Here is a 17,880-nt window from a genome sequence, read left to right as displayed (position 1 = left end):
GCTCAGCCGGGCCCGACCCAGGCAAGTGGAGGGAGGCCCCGGGGTGATCGAGCTTGAGGACGTGCCCGAGCTCATCGACCCGGTCATGGTGGCCGCGTTCGAGGGCTGGAACGATGCGGGGGACGCCGCCTCCACCGCCGTCGCGCATCTGGACGAGATCTGGGGCGGCAAGGAACTCGCGGAGCTGGACGCCGAGGACTACTACGACTTCCAGGTCAACCGGCCGACCATCTGGATGGAAGGCGGAGTACGCCGGATCACCTGGCCGACGACCCGCCTCTCCGTCGTCCGGGTGACCGAGCCGAAGACCAGGGACCTGGTGCTGGTGCGCGGCATCGAGCCGAGCATGCGCTGGCGCAGTTTCTGCCAGGAGCTGCTGGGCGTCGCCCACGAGCTCGGGGTGGAGATGGTGGTGATCCTGGGCGCGCTGCTCGGCGACACCCCGCACACCCGTCCGGTCCCGGTCAGCGGGGTCACCTCCGACCCGGACGTGGCGAGCCAGCTCGAGCTGGAGGAGAGCCGCTACGAGGGCCCGACCGGCATCGTCGGGGTCCTCCAGGAGGCGTGTGCGCACGCGGGCATCCCGGTGGCGACCTTCTGGGCCGCCGTGCCGCACTACGTGGCGCAGCCGCCGAACCCGAAGGCGACGCTGGCGCTGCTGAACAAGGTCGAGGACCTGCTGGACATCCGGGTGCCGCTGGGCGAGCTGCCCGACGACGCGCGGGCCTGGCAGCTCGGCGTGGACCAGCTGGCCGCGGAGGACAGCGAGGTGGCCGAGTACGTCCAGCAGCTGGAGGAGGCCAAGGACACGGTCGACCTGCCGGAGGCCTCGGGCGACGCGATCGCGCGCGAATTCGAGCGCTACCTGCGCCGCCGGGACAACCAGCCGCCCAAGGCCGGCGACTGAACCGTCCCCATGTGCCGGGCCGGTCGTCCCCGCCGTTGCGCCCGTCCGTTGCGCCCGTCCGAGTGGGTTGCTCGCCGTTGACGCGCGCCCGCTCGGGAGAGTGAACTCCGTCGGTCGGGCGGATGACGCGAGCCGGAGAGGGTACGTCCGGTAAACATTGCATCAACAAACCCCCTGCCTGCGGCTACTCCATGCAGGTGATCTGACCGTTTTTCACACATTCGACCGGGCGTGCGACCCCTAAGGTCGACAAACACCACAACTACCTGCCGTGACACTCTCCTCAGCAGGCACGTTGTGGGCTTACGGTATGCCTCATGACCTCCCGCTCCTACGACGGAGTCGGTTACTACGCTCCGTCCTTCGCCTCGGACACCCCCATCTACGACAGCCTCGTGGCTGAGCGGGGGGTCCCGCAGATCGCGCCGATCAACGTGCCTGCGGCCCTGCCGCCGGCCTACGACAGCTTCGGCTCGTCGTCCTACGGTTCCTCGTACGGCTCCCCCTCGTCGTACGGATCCTCCTTCGGCTACGGCAGCAATCTGCCCGCTGCGCCCCCGGCGCCGCGGCTGGCCCTCGGCCCCGGACCGAGCAGTCCCAGCTACGCCCAGCCCACCCCGGTGCCGGCCCAGTACCCGGCCCCGCAGCCGTACATCCCGCAGCAGCCCTCCTACGGCGGCCAGTACGGGACCCCCGGGCCGTACACCACCCCGGCCAACGGCACGCCGATGCCGCCGGTCACCCCCCTGCGCCCGGCCTACCCCCAGAGTCAGCCGCAGTACGCCCAGCCCCAGAACGGCTACACCCAGCCGCAGCAGCAGTACTCCCCGCAGTACCCGCAGCAGCGGGGCTACTGACCAGGAGTTGCCGGCCAGAGTTGCCGACCAGGACGTGCCGAGCAGGACGTGCCGAGCAGATTGCCGAGAAGGGGCTACTGATCAGGGCTACTGATCAGCAGCCATCGCCCGGCTGACGCCCGGGTGCCGGTCGCACTGGCACCATGGGGGTATGTCCCAGCTGACCGCCCTGCGAATACATCCCGTCAAGTCCTTCCGTGCCCTGACACTGGACAGCTGTCTCGTCGAGCCCTGGGGTCTCGCCGGGGACCGCCGCTGGATGCTGATCGATGCGCAGAGCGAGGCCCTGACGCAACGCCAGGACCCGCGACTGGCCCTCTTCGAGGCACGGATCGAGGACGACGGAACACTGCTCGTCGGCCACCCGGACGCCGATGCGCCGCTGCGCGTGCCCACGCCCGTGCCCGGCCCCGACGCGCTCGGCCCGGTCTCCGTCTTCGGCCACGGCTTCTCCGCACCCGTCGCCGACACACCCGAGATCGCCGACTGGTTCCGCAAGCTGCTCGACCGGGAGCTGCGCCTGGTCCACCTGGACGTTCCCGCGCGCCGCCCCCGCCCGGCGACCACGAGCCTCGCCGACCAGTACCCCCTGCTGCTGACGACCAGCAGCTCGCTCGACGCGCTCAACGAGCTCATCGCCCGCGACCATCCGGACCTCGCGGCCTCCGCGGGCCCCGTCCCGATGGAGCGCTTCCGGCCCAACCTCGTCGTGGACGAGCCGACGCCCTGGGCCGAGACCGGCTGGCGCCGGATCCGCATCGGCGAGGTCGAGTTCGAGGTGGTCCAGCAGTGCGGCCGCTGCGTGATGACCACCGTCGACCAGGAGTCCGGCGTCTTCACCGGGCAGCAGCCACTGCGCACGCTGCGCAAGCGCCGACGCTTCGAGCAGGAGGCCACCTTCGGGATGCACCTGGTCCCGCTCGCCCCCTCCGGCGCGCTGCGCCTCGGCGACCCGGTGACCGTGCTCGACGCCGGTCCGCTGCCGCAGCCCGCCTGATCCGGTTCGGTTCGGGTCGGGTCGGGTCGGTGCAAGTCGGATCGGCGCAGGTCAGGTCGGATCGGGTCGGATCGGGGACCTGATCAGTCCAATCGTTCCAGCGGGCGGCTACCGATCGCCGCTCCGCTCGTTGTCACAGGAAGAGGGCCAGGCGAAGGTGCCGGACGCAGTACCGTGGGCGGACGCGGCAGTACGAGAGAGCTGGGGGCAGCGGATCGTCATGGGAGCAGGCGTGGTGCGGGTGACCTTGGACGGCGCCTCGCGCTGGCGTCGCCGCTCGGGCGAGTACGCGACCGTCGCCGAGGCGCTCGCCGCCGCCGAGCCCGGGGACACCGTGGCCCTCGGAGCCGGCGTCTACCGCGAGAACGTCGTGCTGGACAAGGCCGTGACGCTGCGCAGCGCGGAGGGTCCGGGCACCGTCCGGATCGAGCCTCCGGCGGGCAGCGCGCTGCTGGTGCTGGCGTCGGCGGCCGTGCACGGGCTGGTGCTCGAGGGCCAGGACGGCTCCGCTCCGGCCGTGCTGATCGCTTCCGGCGCGTCGGAGTTGACGGAGTGCCGGATCGCGACCCGCTCCTCGGTGGGCATCGAGGTACGCGGCGAAGCCGCGCCCAGCGTGCGGAACTGCCGCGTCGAGAACCCGGGCGGCCTCGGCATCCGGGTCTCGGAGGCCGCTCAGGCCCTGGTCGAGGACTGCGTGGTCGACACCACCGGTCAGTCGGGCGTCGTGGTGCGCGCGGGCGGGACGCTCAGGATGCTGCGCTGCAAGATCCGGCAGACCACCGGGGCCGGCCTGGTGCTGACCGGTGAGGGCAGCCGCGCCGAAGTGGAGAGCTGCGAGATCTCCGAGGTCAACGGCAACGGCGTGCAGGCCGACGATCTCGCGGGCGGCGTGCTGACGGACTGCAGCATCTCGCGGGTGAGCGACAACGGCCTGACCCTGGACGGCCAGGCGACGTTGCTGCTGGACCGCTGCCGGATCCACGACGTGCCGGAGAACGCCGCAGACCTGCGGGGCCGCTCGCGGCTGACGCTGACCGACTCGCAACTGCGCGCCTTCGGCCGGAACGGGCTCTCAGTCTGGGACGCGGACACCTCCGTCGAGGCCACCGGCTGCGAGCTGCGGGACAGCACCGGGGACTACCCGGCGGTCTGGGTGATCGACGGCGCGTCGGCGAAGCTGACCGCCTGCCGGATCCACGACGTGCCGGACGCACTGTTCGTCCTCGACCGCGGCTCGGCCGCCGAGGCGGTCGACTGCTCGCTCTCGCAGGTGCGCAGCACGGCCGTCTCGGTGAGCGCGGGCGCGGCCGTCCGGCTCGACCGGCTGCGGGTACAGGACGCGACGACCGGCCTCTGGTTCCGCGACCACGGCAGCGGCGGGCTGCTGACGGACTGTGAGATCGCCGACGTCGCGACGGCGGTGATCGTCACCAAGGGCGCCGACCCCGTGCTGCGCAACTGTGTGATGCGTGGCAGCGCGGAGGCCGCGGTCTACGTCTCGGCGGGCGGCCGCGGCAGCTTCGAGGAGTGCACGGCCACGCACGGCAAGGGTTTCGGCTTCCACGTCATCGACGGCTGCGAGACGGCGCTGACGCGCTGCCGCGCGGAGCAGAACGCGCGCGGCGGCTTCGAGTTCTCCGAGCCCGGGCCGGTGGTGGAGGCCTGCGTCTCCGACGACGCCAAGCCGCTCGCCCCGCTCGGCGCGGCGGCTGCCGTCCCCGCGTCCGCGGCCGGGTCGACGGGAGCCAGGGGGACGGGGGCCTCGGCGCTGGTGCCTGCGGCGGTCCCGGTGCCGGCCCAACTGCGGGCGCCCGCAGCGCAGCAGTCCCGGACGACCCTGGCGCAGGCGATCGGCCAGATCGCGCCGATCCCCGACTGTCGGCCTGCCGAGGAGGCACTGGCGGAGTTGGACGCGCTGGTCGGTCTGGCGACGGTGAAGCAGGAGGTGCGCACCCTGATCGACCTGATCTCGGTGGGCCGCCGTCGCCGACAGGCCGGGCTGAAGGCCCCCTCGCTCCGCCGCCACCTGGTCTTCACCGGCTCCCCCGGCACGGGAAAGACGACGGTCGCCCGCCTCTACGGCGAGATCCTCGCCTCGCTCGGGGTGCTCCAGCGCGGCCACCTGGTCGAGGTCGCGCGCATGGACCTGGTCGGCGAGCACATCGGCGCGACCGCGCTGCGCACGGCCGAGGCCTTCGACCGCTCACGCGGCGGCGTCCTCTTCATCGACGAGGCCTACGCGCTGGCCCCGGAGGACGGCGGCCGGGACTTCGGCCGCGAGGCGATCGACACCCTGGTCAAGCTGATGGAGGACCACAGGGACGAGGTCGTCGTCATCGTGGCCGGCTACACCACCGAGATGGAACGCTTCCTCGCCGCCAACCCTGGCGTCGCCTCGCGCTTCTCCCGAACCATCACCTTCCCCGACTACTCGTCGGAGGAGCTCCTCCAGATTGCCCGCACCCAGGCCGACGAGCACGAGTACGCGCTCGCGGAGGAGACTGCGGCAGCCTTGCTGACCCACTTCGCGGCCCTCCCGAAGGGACCCTCCTTCGGCAACGGCCGCACGGCCCGGCAGGTGTTCGAGACGATGATCGAACGACACGCGGTCCGCATGGCCCAACTCCCCGACGCGACGATGGAACAACTGCAGCTACTGCTCCCGGCCGACCTGCCCTAGCGGCCCGCCCGTGGTGGGCGCGTGGCGGGCGCGTGGCGGGCGCGTGGCGGGCGCGAAATCGATAGCAGGCGGAGAGCGTCTGGTGTTTGGATGGCGCCCGTGACTTCTACTGATCATGACGTCCCGCGCCCACTGCTCGACCGCCTGGAGCACTACTACGACTCGGTGCCGCGCGCCGCGGCCCGGGTGGAGGAGTTCGGACCACTTTCGCTCTTCGTTCGTGAAGGTGCGGGCTTCCCGTACTACGCCCGACCGGCGCTCGCGATGAACGGCACGCACGGCGAGGTGGACGTGGCCGACGTGAACCGGATCCGCGCTCGACAGCGGGAGCTGGGCGTCCCGGAGAGCTTCGAATGGGTAGCCGAGACGACTCCGGCTCTCCGGGCAGCCGTGACCGCGTCCGGCCTGGACATCCACGAACACCCTCTGATGGTGCTGGACTCGGATGCCGAGGTGCCGAAGTTGCCGATTCTCGACGAGGGCGCATCCGTTCGGCTGCTCGACACCGACGACGACGCCCTGCCGAGTGCGCTCGCGCTGCTCTGGGTCGCGTTCGGTCAGCCGGACACCGCTGTGGGTGCGGCCGGAGTCGCAGAACTGGACCGGGCGGTACACGACCGGGCGGGCGACGGGACGATCGCACTGACTGCGGACCGCATCCGCGCAGGCCTGACCCGAGTCGCCGCTGCGGTCCAGGATGGACGTGCGCTCTCCTCCGGCAGCCACCAGCCCGTCGGCGATGTCAGCGAAATCGTCGCCGTGGGGACTCTGCCGGCCGCCCGCAGGCGCGGTTTGGGCCTGGCGGTGACGGCAGCACTGGTCGCTGACGCTCGCTCACTCGACGTCAAAACCTTCTTCCTGTCCGCCAGTGACGACGCAGTGGCCAGGATCTACGCTCGCCTCGGCTTCCGCCGGGTCGGAACCGCTCTGATCGCGGAACCGGCCGAGTAGCCGAAGACCGGTTCTGAGCTGGGGTTTTTCACTCTTGTGGGTGATGGTTCGGGCTTGGCGTGGGGCTGTTTGGGTGTCACAATTGTTCTATGGACGCCTCGATGTTCGGGGGCGGGTGTGAAGACGGAGATGCGTCCATGGGTGAGGGCTGTTCTGGCCCCTCGCTCGGGGATGTGTTCCGTGCGGACCCGCTGACCCCCAAGTCTTCCCGCCAGGCCCGTACCACTACGGAGCCTCTTCGTACCCTGCCCGCTTCCGCGCTCTCGTTCCTTGCTGCTCTGGCGGCGGAGGACGACGAGGTGCTGCACGCGGCCGGGGCCCGGTTCCAGTCCGAGCAACTCCTGGCGCTGGTGCGGTTCGAGGAAATGGTGGGCGCGGAGTTGGCGCGCCGCCTGGCGGTGTTCGACCGCACCGGCGGCGCCACCGCCGTCCGGTCCCGCACCACGAAGGGCTTCCTCCGCACCCACGGGCAGCTCGCGGAAAAGCACGCGAACCAGCTGGTCGGCCGGGCCCGGGACCTGGACAAGCTCCGCAGCGTCCGCACCGCCCTCGCGGCGGGTGAACTCTCCTCCAGCCAGGTGGAGGTCATCGCGAAGGAGATCGCCCCGGTCGAGGACCCCCAGGCCCGCCAGCAGGCCGAGGAACTCCTCATCGCCCAGGCCAAGGTCCTGCACCTGTCGGGGCTGCGGACGGCCGCCCAGCAGGTCCACGCCCACCTGATCGCCGAGGAAGACCCCAAGCACGACGACGTTCCCGCGAGCTTCCAGTCCTGGGCGAAACTCTCCCCGACCGGCACCTCCGACGACCCGTTCTGGGTCCTGTCGGGTGAACTGTCGCCGGTGGTGGGGGAGAAGCTCCGCGTCGCCTTGGAGGCCGCCATGGGCGCTCCCGTCGACGGCGACCCGCGCACCCACGCGGAGCGGATGGGCGACGCGATCGAGACCGTCGCCGACCTGGCGCTCGGCTCGGACCAGCTCCCCACCACGGGCGGTCAGCGTCCGCACCTCACCCTGATCGCGGACCTGGACGCGCTGCGGACGACCTGCCCCACCCACCCCACCCTCGACCACGACGAGTCCGAGGACGACGAGCCCGAAGAGGGTGAGGATGACCTGTCGGGGCTGCTGCGCCCTCGGGTGGCGGCGACCACGACCCGCGGCTACCAGCTCCCCGCCTGGCAGGCCCGCAAGGAAACCTGCGACTGCCAGCTCCGCGTCATCCTGACGCGCGGCCAGGACAAGCCCGTCTCCATCGGCCGCGCCACCCGCACCGTCCCCGCCCACCTGCGCGACGCCGTCATCGCCCGCGACCGGCACTGCGTCTGGCCCGGCTGCACCCGCCCCCCGACCTGGTGCGAAGCACACCACCTGACCCACTGGGCCGACGGCGGCCCCACCAGCCTCGACAACCTCGCCCTCCTGTGCGGCGAACACCACACCGACCTCCACCAAACCGGCTGGGAACTCGAAATGATCAACGGCCAACCCCAAGCCGTCCCACCACCCGACACCCCACCACCCCCCAACACCAGATACCCCGGCTGACCCACAGCACGGCCCATGAGCCGCCGCACCCCACGGCGGCCCATCGGCACGCCCACACGCATGTCACGTGGTGCTCAGGTGCTCCAGCAGGTCGTTCCTCGCCTCGATGAAGCGCGGATCGGACCGGTAGTCGGAGTGGCCGTTGATCGGGACCAGAATCGGGTGGGCGTCCGTGCGGCCGAAGGCCAGGGGGTCGGGGAAGGGCGGCTGGTCCGGGCCGGAATTGCCGGAGCCGGGGCCGGAGCCGGTGTCGGGGCCGGGCAGGCGTACCGGGCCGCCGATGGGGTCGGTGAGGCGGAAGAGGTTGTCCCAGCGCGGGACGTCGCGCAGCAGGCGGCCGAGCTGGTCGGGGCCCATGTAGGCGGGGAAGAACCGGCCGTAGAGACGGCGCAGTGGCGAGCCGTAGGTCAACAGCGCGACGCGGCCGCGTGTGGCCGGATCCAGCTGCCAGAGCGCTGCCGCCGCCAGGACCGTGCCCTGGGAGTGTGCGGAGAGGACCAGTCGGCGCTGCGGGTCCGCGCCGAGCCACGAGCGCATCCTGGCCTCGATGTCGGGGACCGCGCGCTCCGCGTAGCACGGCGGGGCCAGCGGGTGGGCGGCCCGGGGCCAGAAGGTGCCGATGTCCCAGAGCATGCCGACGCTCCGGCGCGTCGCCGCCGACTTGTAGGCGCTGCGACCCAGGCCGATCAGGCCGACGACCATGGCCGAAGTCAGCCAGCCGCCGAGGCTCTGCAGCGTCTGGCCCAGGCGGGAGACGATCATCCCGTCGCCATGGGTGGCGGCCTTCAGGGACTGGCCGGTGGCCAGCGAGCCGACGAGCGAGGCCAGCAGCATCACCGCCGCCACGCCCGCGAGCGTGGCGATCAGCGCGGCACCGGACTCGGTGAGCCGTGCGCCCGAGAGTGCGGTGGCGATCGAACCGGTGCGCGGCGAGTCCATGGTCGAGGGCTCCCCGTAGGCGGAGAGCACCTGCGGCCGCAGCGTCTTCGCCCGGCGTACCAGGCCGCCGCCGACCACGGCCGCGATCACCAGGAGTGCTGGGACGAGCAGAGTCACCCCGCTCGCATGCCAGACCAAGAGCGGCGCGGCCAGCGGGCCCGGCCGGGTTCCCGCCAGCCGTTGGGCGACGAACAGCGCCGCGCCGGAGGAGAAGAAGCCGCCCAGCCCGATGGCGAGCATCGCTGTCACGGGGCCGCCGAGGCCACGCAGCGCCGCACCGTTGGCGCCGCCGAAGCCACTGTCGGCGGGGCGGGCGCCAACGGGCCCGGGGATGGTCAGCGAGGGGTCCCCAGGGGCGGCCGGGGCCTGACCGCGCGTCATCCACCAGGCCACGGCGCCGAGCGCGAGCACCAGCGCGGTCTGGCCGGCGGCCAGCGCGGCGAAACCGCGCTGCGCTCCCGGCAGCATTCCGGCCGCTGCCCACCCGGGCCTGGACCAGAGCCCGTAAAGGGAGACCAGGACCAGCGCCCCGGCCGCCGACCAGAATTGGACGCGCGGCGGCAGCGCATCGTCGCCCAGGGCGAGGCCGACGAGCAGCAGCGCACCCAGCACCACCAGGACGACGAGCAGCACCACCCCGACCCAGCCCACACCCGCCCCGGCCGTCCGGTCGTGGGCGAGTACCGGGACCAGCACGGCCCAGGCCACCGTCAGCAGCCCGGCCGTCAGGTGCAGTGCGCGCAGTCGGCCGACCATGGCCACGCCGTACCAGAAGCCGTCCGCTTCCATCTCCAGCGGTTCCTCGCTCGGCCGCGCCGCGTCCATCGGGCGCACCATCTCGTAGCTGCTCCAGGTCATTCTGGACAGCTGCCCCAGCCCGGCCAGGACCGCGACCGGCACCAGGGCCGCCACGACGAGTCGCCGTCCCGGCTGTCCCCACCACCCGCCGTGTCCGCCGAGCGCGAAGACGAGCCAGGAGTGATGCGCGACGCACGCGCTGTCCGCCGCGCACTGCCAGGCGGCGAGGTCCAGGGCGATCTCGCACGCGGCGCCGGTCAGCAGCACGGTCAGCGAGACGGCGACGAGCTTGACGAGCGCCTCGTACGGGCTTCGCCCGCGGGTGTCGCCGGCGTCGCGGCCCGGCGGGCGCATCCAGTGGGCAAGGTTGGCGAACATGAAGGGCAGGAGGAGCAGCCACAGCGCGCGACTGGCCGCGCCCGAGGTGAGCTTGGCCCAGGAGTAGGCCTCCAGCACGGCCTGGCCGGAGTAGTCGGCGACACGCTGCTCGGCGTCCTGGTCGGGCCAGCGGCGGTAGGTGCCGGACATGGAGTCGCCGGTCATCTGCTTCAGGTGGGGGTCGTCGAGCATGGCCTCGGGAGTGGTGCCGCCGATGCCGTGGACGAGCAGTTCCAGCCAGAGGCCGCCCTGGCCGCCCGACTCACCGCCACCCGACTCACTGCCACCGGGCTCCACACCGGGCTCCACACCGGGCCCCGCATCGGACGCCGTCTCGGGTGCGCGCTGTCCGGGCAGTGCGGCGCCGTCGGCGACTCCGCTCCGACCGGGGCCGGGGCTTGCTGTTTCCCTGTCTCTGTCCATGTCCGCGTCCATGTCCGCCCCGCCCTGCCTCGCCCGTTCCTACGACCGCCGAAGCGCGTGTCTGCCGATATGCTGCCGCCTCGCGCTGGTCCGCACAGCACTTTTGCGCCAGGGACCACACTGTCGTGCGAGGATGGCGCGAGCAATTGTCGAGGCGGAGAGGACAGCACCCGGGTGGCCGAGAACAGCAGCCTGCTGGCCGAGCAGCGGCGTGCCCTGATCCTGGACGAGGTGCGCCGTCGGGGCGGGGTCCGCGTCAACGAGCTGACGCGGAAGCTCAATGTGTCGGACATGACGGTCCGTCGCGACCTGGACGCCCTCGCCCGGCAGGGCATGCTGGAGAAGGTGCACGGCGGGGCCGTGCCGGTGCTGGAGGCCAGCACGCACGAGCCCGGCTTCGAGGCGAAGTCGGCCCTGGAACTGAACGCCAAGGAGCAGATCGCCGAGGCCGCGGCCCGCTTGGTGGTCCCCGGCAGCGCGGTCGCGCTCTCCGGCGGCACGACGACCTTCGCGCTCGCGCACCACCTGGTCAGGATCGAGGGGCTGACGGTGGTCACCAACTCCGTCCGGGTCGCCGACGTCTTCGAGCACGCCGCCCGCCAGGGCACCGCCGCGTCGCCCGCGGCGACGGTGGTGCTGACCGGCGGGGTGCGCACGCCCTCGGACGCGCTGGTGGGACCGATCGCGGACCGGGCGATCCGTTCGCTCCATTTCGACCTGCTCTTCCTCGGCTGTCACGGCATCTCCCTGGAGGCGGGCCTGTCGACGCCGAACCTGGCCGAGGCCGAGACCAACCGGAGCTTCGTGGCCGCCGCGCGGCGCGTGGTCGCGGTGGCCGACCACACCAAGTGGGGCACGATCGGACTCTCGACCTTCGCCTCGCTCGCCGAGGTGGACACCCTGGTCACCGACGGGGGGCTGCCGATGGAGATCCGCAGTGCCGTCGCCGAGCAGGTGCGCGAGGTCGTCATCGCGGGCTGAGAAGTCCCATGGCACGCGGTCGGTCGTGGGACGGGCAGCGGCTCCGGAACCTGCCTGGCGTGTATGAAAGAGCGTCAACTACACTGCGCCCCACACTGATCGAATTTGGGGAGGGGTCCGCATTGGGAGTGCGCCTGCGACCGGTGACGACGGAGTTCCTGGCGTCGGCACCGTTGCGAATAGTCGTCACCCAGAGCCTGGGCGCGCCCCGTGAGGCGCTGTTCAGCGAACTGACCGACGACGCGTCCACCTGGCCCACCTGGTTCCGCGAGGTCAGCCGTGCCTCCTACATCGGCCCGCCGCCCTACGGGGTCGGCGCGGGCCGTTCGGTCGCGCTCATGGGTGGCGTGCGCTTCGTCGAGAGCGTCCAGATCTGGGAGGCCCCGGAGCGCTTCGTCTACCGGGTCGAGGAGGCGAACCTGGCCGGGCCCCACGCCTGGCTGGAGGAGTGGCTGCTCACCGAGGACGCGGGCGGCGGCACGACGGTCCGCTTCACCATGGCGATCGAGGCCCACGCCGCGATCGAACTCCTGATGCGCGCCACCCGCCCGCTGGTCGAGCAGGCGATCCGCCGGGCGATGAAGAAGCTGGACGCCCGAGTCAGGGATGCCCAAGCGAAGGACGCCCAAGCAGAGGACGCCCAAGCCAACGACGCGTCAGCCAAGGACACCTCGACCAAGGGCTGATCCGGGCCGGTTGGCACTCGATCGAGTGATGCCGTCGGGTCGTGGAATGCATGAAACGCGAGCCGGGTTGTGACCCAACACGCGACGACGAGCTGTCGCCGCCGACCCCGACTCGGAAGGCTGTTCCATGAAGATCGGCATCATTGGCGCAGGCAACATCGGCGGAAACCTGACCCGGCGTCTCACCGCTCTCGGCCATGAGGTCTCGGTCGCCAACTCACGCGGCCCGGAGACCCTCGCGGCACTCGCCGCCGAGACAGGCGCGAAGGCGGTCCCGGCTGCCGAGGCTGCGCGTGACGCCGAACTGGTGATCGTCACCGTCCCGTTGAAGGCTGTGCCGGGTCTGCCCGCCGACATCCTCGCCGGGGCCGCTCCCGGCTTCGCCGTCATCGACACCAACAACTACTACCCGCAGCGGCGCGACGGCCGGATCGCGGGGATCGAGGACGACGGCCTGACCGAGAGCCGCTGGGTCGCGAACCAGCTCGGCCACACGGTCGTGAAAGCCTTCAACGGCACCTACGCGCAGGACATCCTGGAGCGTCCGCTGCCCGCCGGGGATCCCGGCCGCATGGCCCTGCCGGTCGCCGCCGACGACGAGGCGGCGAAGAAGCTGGTCCGCGAGCTGATCGACCAGCTCGGCTTCGACACGGTCGACTCCGGTGGCCTGGACGACTCCTGGCGCCAGCAGCCCAACACCCCGGTCTACGGCCTGCGCGCCGGCGTGGAGGCCGTGACCAAGGCGCTGGCCGACGCGTCCCCGGTGCGCAGTGCGGAATTCAAGGGCTGAGCCTTCAGGGGCTGAGACTTCCCGGGCTGAGACGTGTGGGCCTGACGGCCCATCACTCGCCCGTCCACTCCCCCGTCGCCAGCAGCTTTTCGAGGACGGTGAGGTAGGGCGCGATGTCCAGGCCCTGTTCGGCGAGCCAGGCGTCGGAGTAGTACTTGTCGAGATAGCGGTCGCCGGGGTCGCAGATCAGCGTGACGACGCTGCCCTGCTCCCCCGCGGCCCGCATCTCCGCGACGATCTTGAGCGCACTCCACAGTCCCGTCCCGGTCGAGCCGCCGGGCTTGCGCCCCATGACCCGGTCCAGCAGGCGGACGCCCGCCACGCTCGCCGCGTCGGGGACCTTCATCATGCGGTCGATCGCGCCCGGCACGAAGCTCGGCTCGACGCGGGGCCGGCCGATTCCCTCGATCCGGGAGCCGCAGTCGCAGGTCACGGACAGGTCGCCGGTGACCCAGCCGTCGAAGAAGCAGGAGTTCTCCGGGTCGGCGACGCAGACCCGGGTGTCGGCCTGCATGTAGTGCACGTAACGGGCCAGGGTTGCCGAGGTGCCGCCGGTGCCGGCGGTGGCGACGATCCAGCTGGGTTCGGGGAAGCGTTCCTGCTGCATCTGGTGGTAGATCGACTCGGCGATGTTGTTGTTGCCGCGCCAGTCGGTGGCCCGCTCGGCGTAGGTGAACTGGTCCATGTAGTGACCGCCGGACTCGGCGGCGAGGCGGGCCGAGACCTCGTAGAGCGTGCGGGTGTCCTCGACCAGGTGGCAGTCGCCGCCCTGGGCCTGGATCAGCGCGATCTTCTCCTGGCTGGTGGTACGGGGCATCACCGCGATGAAGGGGACCCCGATCAGCTTGGCGAAGTACGCCTCCGAGACGGCCGTCGAACCGCTCGACGCCTCGACCACCGGCTTGCCCGGCCGGATCCAGCCGTTGCAGAGCGCGTGCAGGAAGAGCGAGCGGGCCAGCCGGTGCTTGAGCGAGCCGGTGGGGTGGGTGGACTCGTCCTTCAGGTAGAGGTCGATCCCCCACTCCTCCGGCAGCGGAAAGCGCAGCAGGTGGGTGTCGGCGGACCTGTTGGCGTCCGCCTTGACCTTCCGGACCGCCTCCTTGAGCCAGGCTCGGTACGCGGCGTCGCTTCGGTCCACGTCCAGGGTCTTCACGGCGGGCCACCTTCAAGTGCAGGGAGAACACGTGCTCTGCCTGCATCGTAACGTGTTACAAATCACAACATTTCCTTGGACGTCCCCCTAGCGACCTGCATGCGTTCGAGTGCGGCGCGGTCCCGACCCGCCGGATTCGCGGGATTCCGTGTCCGACGAGTTGCGATACCCGGCGAATCAGGAAACTCTGGTCGCATCACGGAACGCTTCTCGTTGCTCACTCTTCGAAGTCGGCCGCCGCCCCATGCGGAAGGAGTCGAAAGCACGATGGAGGATCTGGACCGGCACTACGAACTGCGCCTCACCGCCGAACCCTGTCGGTTCGGAGTGGTGCGCAGGATCGTCCAGGCGCATCTTCGGCACTGGAATCTGACAGCCGTCACCGACCAGACACTGCTCGGCCTGACCGAGCTGCTGGCCAACGTGCACCAGCACGTCGGCCCTGCCGCCCGCTGCACGCTCCGGCTGCACGCCGGCGCCGACGCGCTGACCGTCGAGGTCTCCGACAGCTCCCCGGAACTGCCGCAGGCCCACTGCCCGGAGCCGCTGGACGCGGGCGGGCGCGGGTTGACGATCGTGGCGGGGCTCTGCAAGGAGTGGGGCGCGCAGCCGGACGGGGACGGGAAGACGGTGTGGTTCACCGTCGCCACCGCTCCCGTCCAGGCCCCCGCCCTGCTCCAGCCGGTCCCGCTGGCCCTCGAGGTCGACGCGCTGGAGCTGGAAGCCGTGCTGGCCGACTGAGACCGGCAGGCTGACGCAGCCTCAGGCTGTTGTGTTCAGGCCGTGTTCAGGCCGTGCTCAGGCCGAGCCTCAGGCCGTGGTGTCCTCGCCGTTGAGGACGTCGAGGCGCTGGCGGTACTCGAACTCGTCGATCTCGCCGTCCGCGTAGCGGCGGTTCAGCGTCTCGAGCGGGGACGGCGCCGGCCCCTGGCGCTGTCCCCAGTTCTGCGGGCCGTACCCCTGCGGCCCGCCCATCGGCCCGCCGGCCGGACGGCCCGCGCGGGGTCCGCCCGCCGCGAACCAGGCGGCCGGGCCGCCGCGCATCCGCCACAGGAACCGGCGGGCGACGAAGATCGCGCCGATCCAGAAGAAGGGCATCAGCAGGATCCAGGGCCCGGGTCCGCCGTGCCAGCCGTCGGCCAGGAAGGTGTTCATCTCGCGCTCCTCAGTACTGCTCGGTAGCGGTTCGTTCGCTACTGAAGAGACTGCTCCGCGCGGACGGCCGGGGCGTCGTACGGCGGCGGGCAGTTGGACTGCTCCCCAGGGAGTACGCCGCCGACCCCAGCCGCGTGTCCCAGTCGCGTGCCCCAACCGCGTGCTCCAACCGCGTGCTCCAGCCCGTTCTAGCCCGCCGCCAGCTGGGGCTCCGCCAGCACCGGCGCCCAGGCCAGCTCCGCCGCCCCGGCCAGCTCCGGCGCGGCCAGCTCCGCCGCGCGCAGTGGGACGCAGCCGTAGCGTCCCCAGTGGGCGCGCGCCGCGATCGTCGCCGGCAGGAGCTCGGGCGCGCCCGCGAGCAGCGCGCTGTGGAAGGCGCCGAGGACGACCCGGTCCGGGTTGAGGATGTCCACGACGGCGGCGATGCCGCGCCCGAGGCGTTCGGCGACATGGTCGACAGCGGCCTGCGCGGCGAGGTCGCCGGCCCGCGCGGCGGCGAGGACGGCGTCGACCTCCGCGAGCGGCGCCTCCGGCGGCGTGCCGTACGCGGCGAGCAGGGCCGGCGGGCCGGCCTCGACGTCCAGGCAGCCACGCCGTCCGCAGCGGCACCGCAGGCCGTCGGGATCGACCGTCAGCTGGCCGATCTCCAGGGCGAGTCCGGCGCTGCCGGTGTGCAGGCGGCCGTCCACCACCAGTGCGCCGCCGACGCCTTGGTGGCCGGAGGTCACGTAGAGGAGGTGCCGCGCGCCGCGTCCCGCGCCGTGGCGGTGCTCGGCGAGCGCGGCGAGGTTCGCGTCGTTGGCGACGCCGGGCTCGACGCCCTCGGGCAGCTCCAGGCCCGCCTCGCGCAGCGCTTCGGTCCACAGCTCGCCGATGGGCGTCCCGGTCGGCCAGCCGAGGCAGGCCGAGATGACGGCGACCCGCTCGGGTTCGGTGACCGGGGTGGGCGCGGCCAGCCCTGCGCCGACGCAGCGGCGCGGGCTCGCGGCGACCAGCCGGACGGCCTCGTCGGCCATGGTCCGCAGCACTTCGCGCGGGCTGGCGCCCGGGGTCAGCGGCAGGTCTAGCGGCTGTCCGATCCGGCCGCCGAGACCGGCCAGCGCCAGGGTGAAGCCGTCGGTGTGCAGTTGGGCCGCGAGGACGACGGGCCCCTGCGGGTCGATCTCCAGCCGGTGCGAGGGCCGCCCCCGGGAGCCGCCCGCGGGCCTGGCGTCGACGCTGATCAGCCGCAGCGCCTCCAGCTCGGAGGTGATCGCCCCGACGGTCGTCCGGGTGACGCCCAGAGCGCCCGTGAGCACGGAACGGGTGGGCGCGGCGCCGGTGTGGATCAGCTCCAGGGCGGGGCCGAGCACCGCGCGACCGCGGTCCGGGCTTGTGTGTGTCTGCGTCACCCTCCTATTATGAATTTGTGCCGCTGATGAACAAAATAGAGTCGGCTTCCTTCCCTGCTACTTCTGCCCACCGCCGCTGGCCCGCCGCCCGCACCGCGCTGACCGGCTTCTTCGCCCTGGACGGCTTCCTCTTCGCCGGCTGGGTCGTGCGCATCCCCGAGATCAAGGCCCAGGTCCACGCCTCCGCGGGCCTGCTCGGCCTCGCCCTGCTCTGCGTGTCGGCCGGGGCCGTCGCGATCATGGGCCCGATCGCGCGTCTCTGTGTCCGCTACGGCAACCACGTGATGACGGTCGCGGCCTCGGTGCTGCTCTGCGCCTCGGTCGTACTGCCGCCACTGACGCACTCCGTCCTCGCGCTCGGCCTGGTGCTGCTGCTGTTCGGCGCCGGGTACGGCGCGGTGAACGTCGGCATCAACAGCGCGGCCGTCGACTTCGTGGCCTCCGCCGACCGCCCCGTCATGCCGGCCTTCCACGCCGCCTACAGCCTCGGCGGCCTGGTCGGCGCGACCGTCGGCGGTCTGCTGGCACCGGTCATGACGGCGACTCAGTACCTCGGCCTGCTCGCGGTGGCCGGGCTGGCGGTGACCGCCTGGGCGGGCACCTCGCTGCTGCGCCACCCGGTCGCACCCGCGGTGCGACGCGACGGAGCACACCCGGCGACCTCCTCCGTACCGGCCGGGGCAGGGCTGCTCGTGCTGCTGCTCGGTGTGGTGGCGCTCTGCGACGCCTACGGCGAAGGCGCGATGGCCGACTGGGGCGCTCTCCACCTGCACCAGGACCTGCACGCGAGCTCGGCCGTCGCGGCGGCGGGCTTCGCTGTCTACTCACTGACCATGACGGTCGGCCGCCTCAGCGGCACCCGCCTGGTCGAGCGCTTCGGACCGACCAAACTGCTGGTCGCCGGCGCGGCCGTGGCCTCGGCGGGCATGGTCGCCGCCGCGCTCAGCCCCACGCTGCCGCTGGCCCTGGCGGGCTTCCTGCTGGTCGGACTGGGTCTGGCGAACATCTTCCCGCTCGCCATCGACCGCGCGGGCGCGCTGCGCGGCCCGCGCGGCGTGGCGACGGCCTCCATGCTCGGCTACGGCGGCATGGTGGCGGGCCCGCCGATCATTGGCTTCCTGGCCCAGGGCCTGGGCCTGCCGACGGCGTTGCTGTCGGTGGCCCTACTGGTGGCCCTCGCGGGCGCAGCCGCCCTGGTGGTCAGGGCGCGAGCCTAGGACCGGTCGGTCTTACGACCTGGGGCGCTCCCG

The 17,880-nt window shown here is 72.1% G+C and carries 14 protein-coding genes and 1 pseudogene; 11 read left to right on the top strand and 4 right to left on the bottom strand.

Features of this window, described 5'->3' with window-relative positions:
- Positions 1-43 precede the first annotated feature (43 nt).
- The 6 genes from ABIA32_RS17310 (at position 44) to ABIA32_RS17285 (ending at position 7,936) form a co-directional block, all read left to right on the top strand.
- Positions 44-907, top strand: coding sequence for a PAC2 family protein (locus tag ABIA32_RS17310; protein WP_370096009.1), 864 nt, complete (start codon positions 44-46; stop codon positions 905-907).
- Positions 908-1,224: 317 nt separating this feature from the next.
- A complete protein-coding gene (locus ABIA32_RS17305; RefSeq protein WP_370096007.1) occupies positions 1,225-1,764 on the top strand; it encodes a DUF6643 family protein in 540 nt (179 codons plus the stop codon).
- 151 nt (positions 1,765-1,915) lie between these two features.
- Positions 1,916-2,761: an MOSC domain-containing protein gene (locus ABIA32_RS17300; RefSeq protein WP_370096005.1), complete on the top strand. Its 846-nt coding sequence runs from the start codon at positions 1,916-1,918 to the stop codon at positions 2,759-2,761.
- Between the two features lie 220 nt (positions 2,762-2,981).
- Positions 2,982-5,441, top strand: a complete 2,460-nt coding sequence (locus tag ABIA32_RS17295) for a right-handed parallel beta-helix repeat-containing protein (protein WP_370096181.1) — start codon at positions 2,982-2,984, stop codon at positions 5,439-5,441.
- A gap of 90 nt (positions 5,442-5,531) precedes the next feature.
- Positions 5,532-6,392, top strand: coding sequence for a GNAT family N-acetyltransferase (locus ABIA32_RS17290; RefSeq protein ID WP_370096003.1), 861 nt, complete (start codon positions 5,532-5,534; stop codon positions 6,390-6,392).
- 137 nt (positions 6,393-6,529) lie between these two features.
- Positions 6,530-7,936: a DUF222 domain-containing protein gene (locus ABIA32_RS17285; protein WP_370096001.1), complete on the top strand. Its 1,407-nt coding sequence runs from the start codon at positions 6,530-6,532 to the stop codon at positions 7,934-7,936.
- A gap of 63 nt (positions 7,937-7,999) precedes the next feature.
- Here the strand turns inward: ABIA32_RS17285 and ABIA32_RS17280 are convergent, their stop codons facing one another.
- Positions 8,000-10,474 carry a hypothetical protein gene (locus ABIA32_RS17280; protein ID WP_370095999.1) on the bottom strand — a complete coding sequence of 825 codons (2,475 nt, stop codon included), beginning with the start codon at positions 10,472-10,474 and terminating at the stop codon, positions 8,000-8,002.
- Positions 10,475-10,648: 174 nt separating this feature from the next.
- Here ABIA32_RS17280 and ABIA32_RS17275 point away from each other — a divergent pair, with 174 nt between their 5' ends.
- The 3 genes and pseudogenes from ABIA32_RS17275 to ABIA32_RS17265 all read left to right on the top strand — a co-directional run.
- Positions 10,649-11,455, top strand: coding sequence for a DeoR/GlpR family DNA-binding transcription regulator (locus tag ABIA32_RS17275; RefSeq protein WP_370095997.1), 807 nt, complete (start codon positions 10,649-10,651; stop codon positions 11,453-11,455).
- 143 nt (positions 11,456-11,598) lie between these two features.
- Positions 11,599-12,141: an SRPBCC family protein gene (locus tag ABIA32_RS17270; RefSeq protein WP_370095995.1), complete on the top strand. Its 543-nt coding sequence runs from the start codon at positions 11,599-11,601 to the stop codon at positions 12,139-12,141.
- A gap of 115 nt (positions 12,142-12,256) precedes the next feature.
- A pseudogene (locus ABIA32_RS17265) lies at positions 12,257-12,931 on the top strand (NADPH-dependent F420 reductase); the annotation flags it as partial.
- Between the two features lie 52 nt (positions 12,932-12,983).
- Here the strand turns inward: ABIA32_RS17265 and ABIA32_RS17260 are convergent.
- Positions 12,984-14,084: a PLP-dependent cysteine synthase family protein gene (locus ABIA32_RS17260; RefSeq protein WP_370095993.1), complete on the bottom strand. Its 1,101-nt coding sequence runs from the start codon at positions 14,082-14,084 to the stop codon at positions 12,984-12,986.
- A 267-nt stretch (positions 14,085-14,351) separates the two neighbouring features.
- On the opposite strand from ABIA32_RS17260, the gene ABIA32_RS17255 reads away from it, so the two are divergent.
- The gene (locus ABIA32_RS17255; protein ID WP_370095991.1) at positions 14,352-14,825 is read left to right on the top strand and encodes an ATP-binding protein; all 474 of its coding nucleotides are present in this window, start codon (positions 14,352-14,354) and stop codon (positions 14,823-14,825) included.
- A gap of 69 nt (positions 14,826-14,894) precedes the next feature.
- Here the strand turns inward: ABIA32_RS17255 and ABIA32_RS17250 are convergent, their stop codons facing one another.
- Together ABIA32_RS17250 and ABIA32_RS17245 are read right to left on the bottom strand one after the other, a co-directional pair.
- On the bottom strand, positions 14,895-15,239 hold the full coding sequence (locus tag ABIA32_RS17250; protein ID WP_370095989.1) for an SHOCT domain-containing protein: 345 nt from the start codon (positions 15,237-15,239) through the stop codon (positions 14,895-14,897).
- Positions 15,240-15,427: 188 nt separating this feature from the next.
- Positions 15,428-16,630 (bottom strand): ROK family protein, encoded by a 1,203-nt coding sequence (locus ABIA32_RS17245; RefSeq protein WP_370095987.1) that lies wholly within the window; start codon positions 16,628-16,630, stop codon positions 15,428-15,430.
- 17 nt (positions 16,631-16,647) lie between these two features.
- Here ABIA32_RS17245 and ABIA32_RS17240 point away from each other — a divergent pair, with 17 nt between their 5' ends.
- Positions 16,648-17,847, top strand: coding sequence for an MFS transporter (locus tag ABIA32_RS17240; protein ID WP_370095985.1), 1,200 nt, complete (start codon positions 16,648-16,650; stop codon positions 17,845-17,847).
- The last annotated feature ends 33 nt before the right edge of the window (positions 17,848-17,880 follow it).

This window comes from Streptacidiphilus sp. MAP12-20 (genome assembly GCF_041262525.1).
Classification (GTDB): domain Bacteria; phylum Actinomycetota; class Actinomycetes; order Streptomycetales; family Streptomycetaceae; genus Streptacidiphilus.
Note: the sequence above shows the minus strand (reverse complement) of the source record. Positions and strands in the feature narration are given on the sequence as shown.

Excerpts from the sequence above, each read along its gene's own strand:
- ABIA32_RS17255 (WP_370095991.1), top strand. The coding sequence starts at position 14,352 with ATGGAGGATCTGGACCGGCACTACGAACTGCGCCTCACCGCCGAACCC.
- ABIA32_RS17285 (WP_370096001.1), top strand. The coding sequence starts at position 6,530 with ATGGGTGAGGGCTGTTCTGGCCCCTCGCTCGGGGATGTGTTCCGTGCG.
- ABIA32_RS17295 (WP_370096181.1), top strand. The coding sequence starts at position 2,982 with ATGGGAGCAGGCGTGGTGCGGGTGACCTTGGACGGCGCCTCGCGCTGG.
- ABIA32_RS17290 (WP_370096003.1), top strand. The coding sequence starts at position 5,532 with ATGGCGCCCGTGACTTCTACTGATCATGACGTCCCGCGCCCACTGCTC.
- ABIA32_RS17305 (WP_370096007.1), top strand. The coding sequence starts at position 1,225 with ATGACCTCCCGCTCCTACGACGGAGTCGGTTACTACGCTCCGTCCTTC.
- ABIA32_RS17280 (WP_370095999.1), bottom strand. The coding sequence starts at position 10,474 with ATGGACAGAGACAGGGAAACAGCAAGCCCCGGCCCCGGTCGGAGCGGA.
- ABIA32_RS17300 (WP_370096005.1), top strand. The coding sequence starts at position 1,916 with ATGTCCCAGCTGACCGCCCTGCGAATACATCCCGTCAAGTCCTTCCGT.
- ABIA32_RS17250 (WP_370095989.1), bottom strand. The coding sequence starts at position 15,239 with ATGAACACCTTCCTGGCCGACGGCTGGCACGGCGGACCCGGGCCCTGG.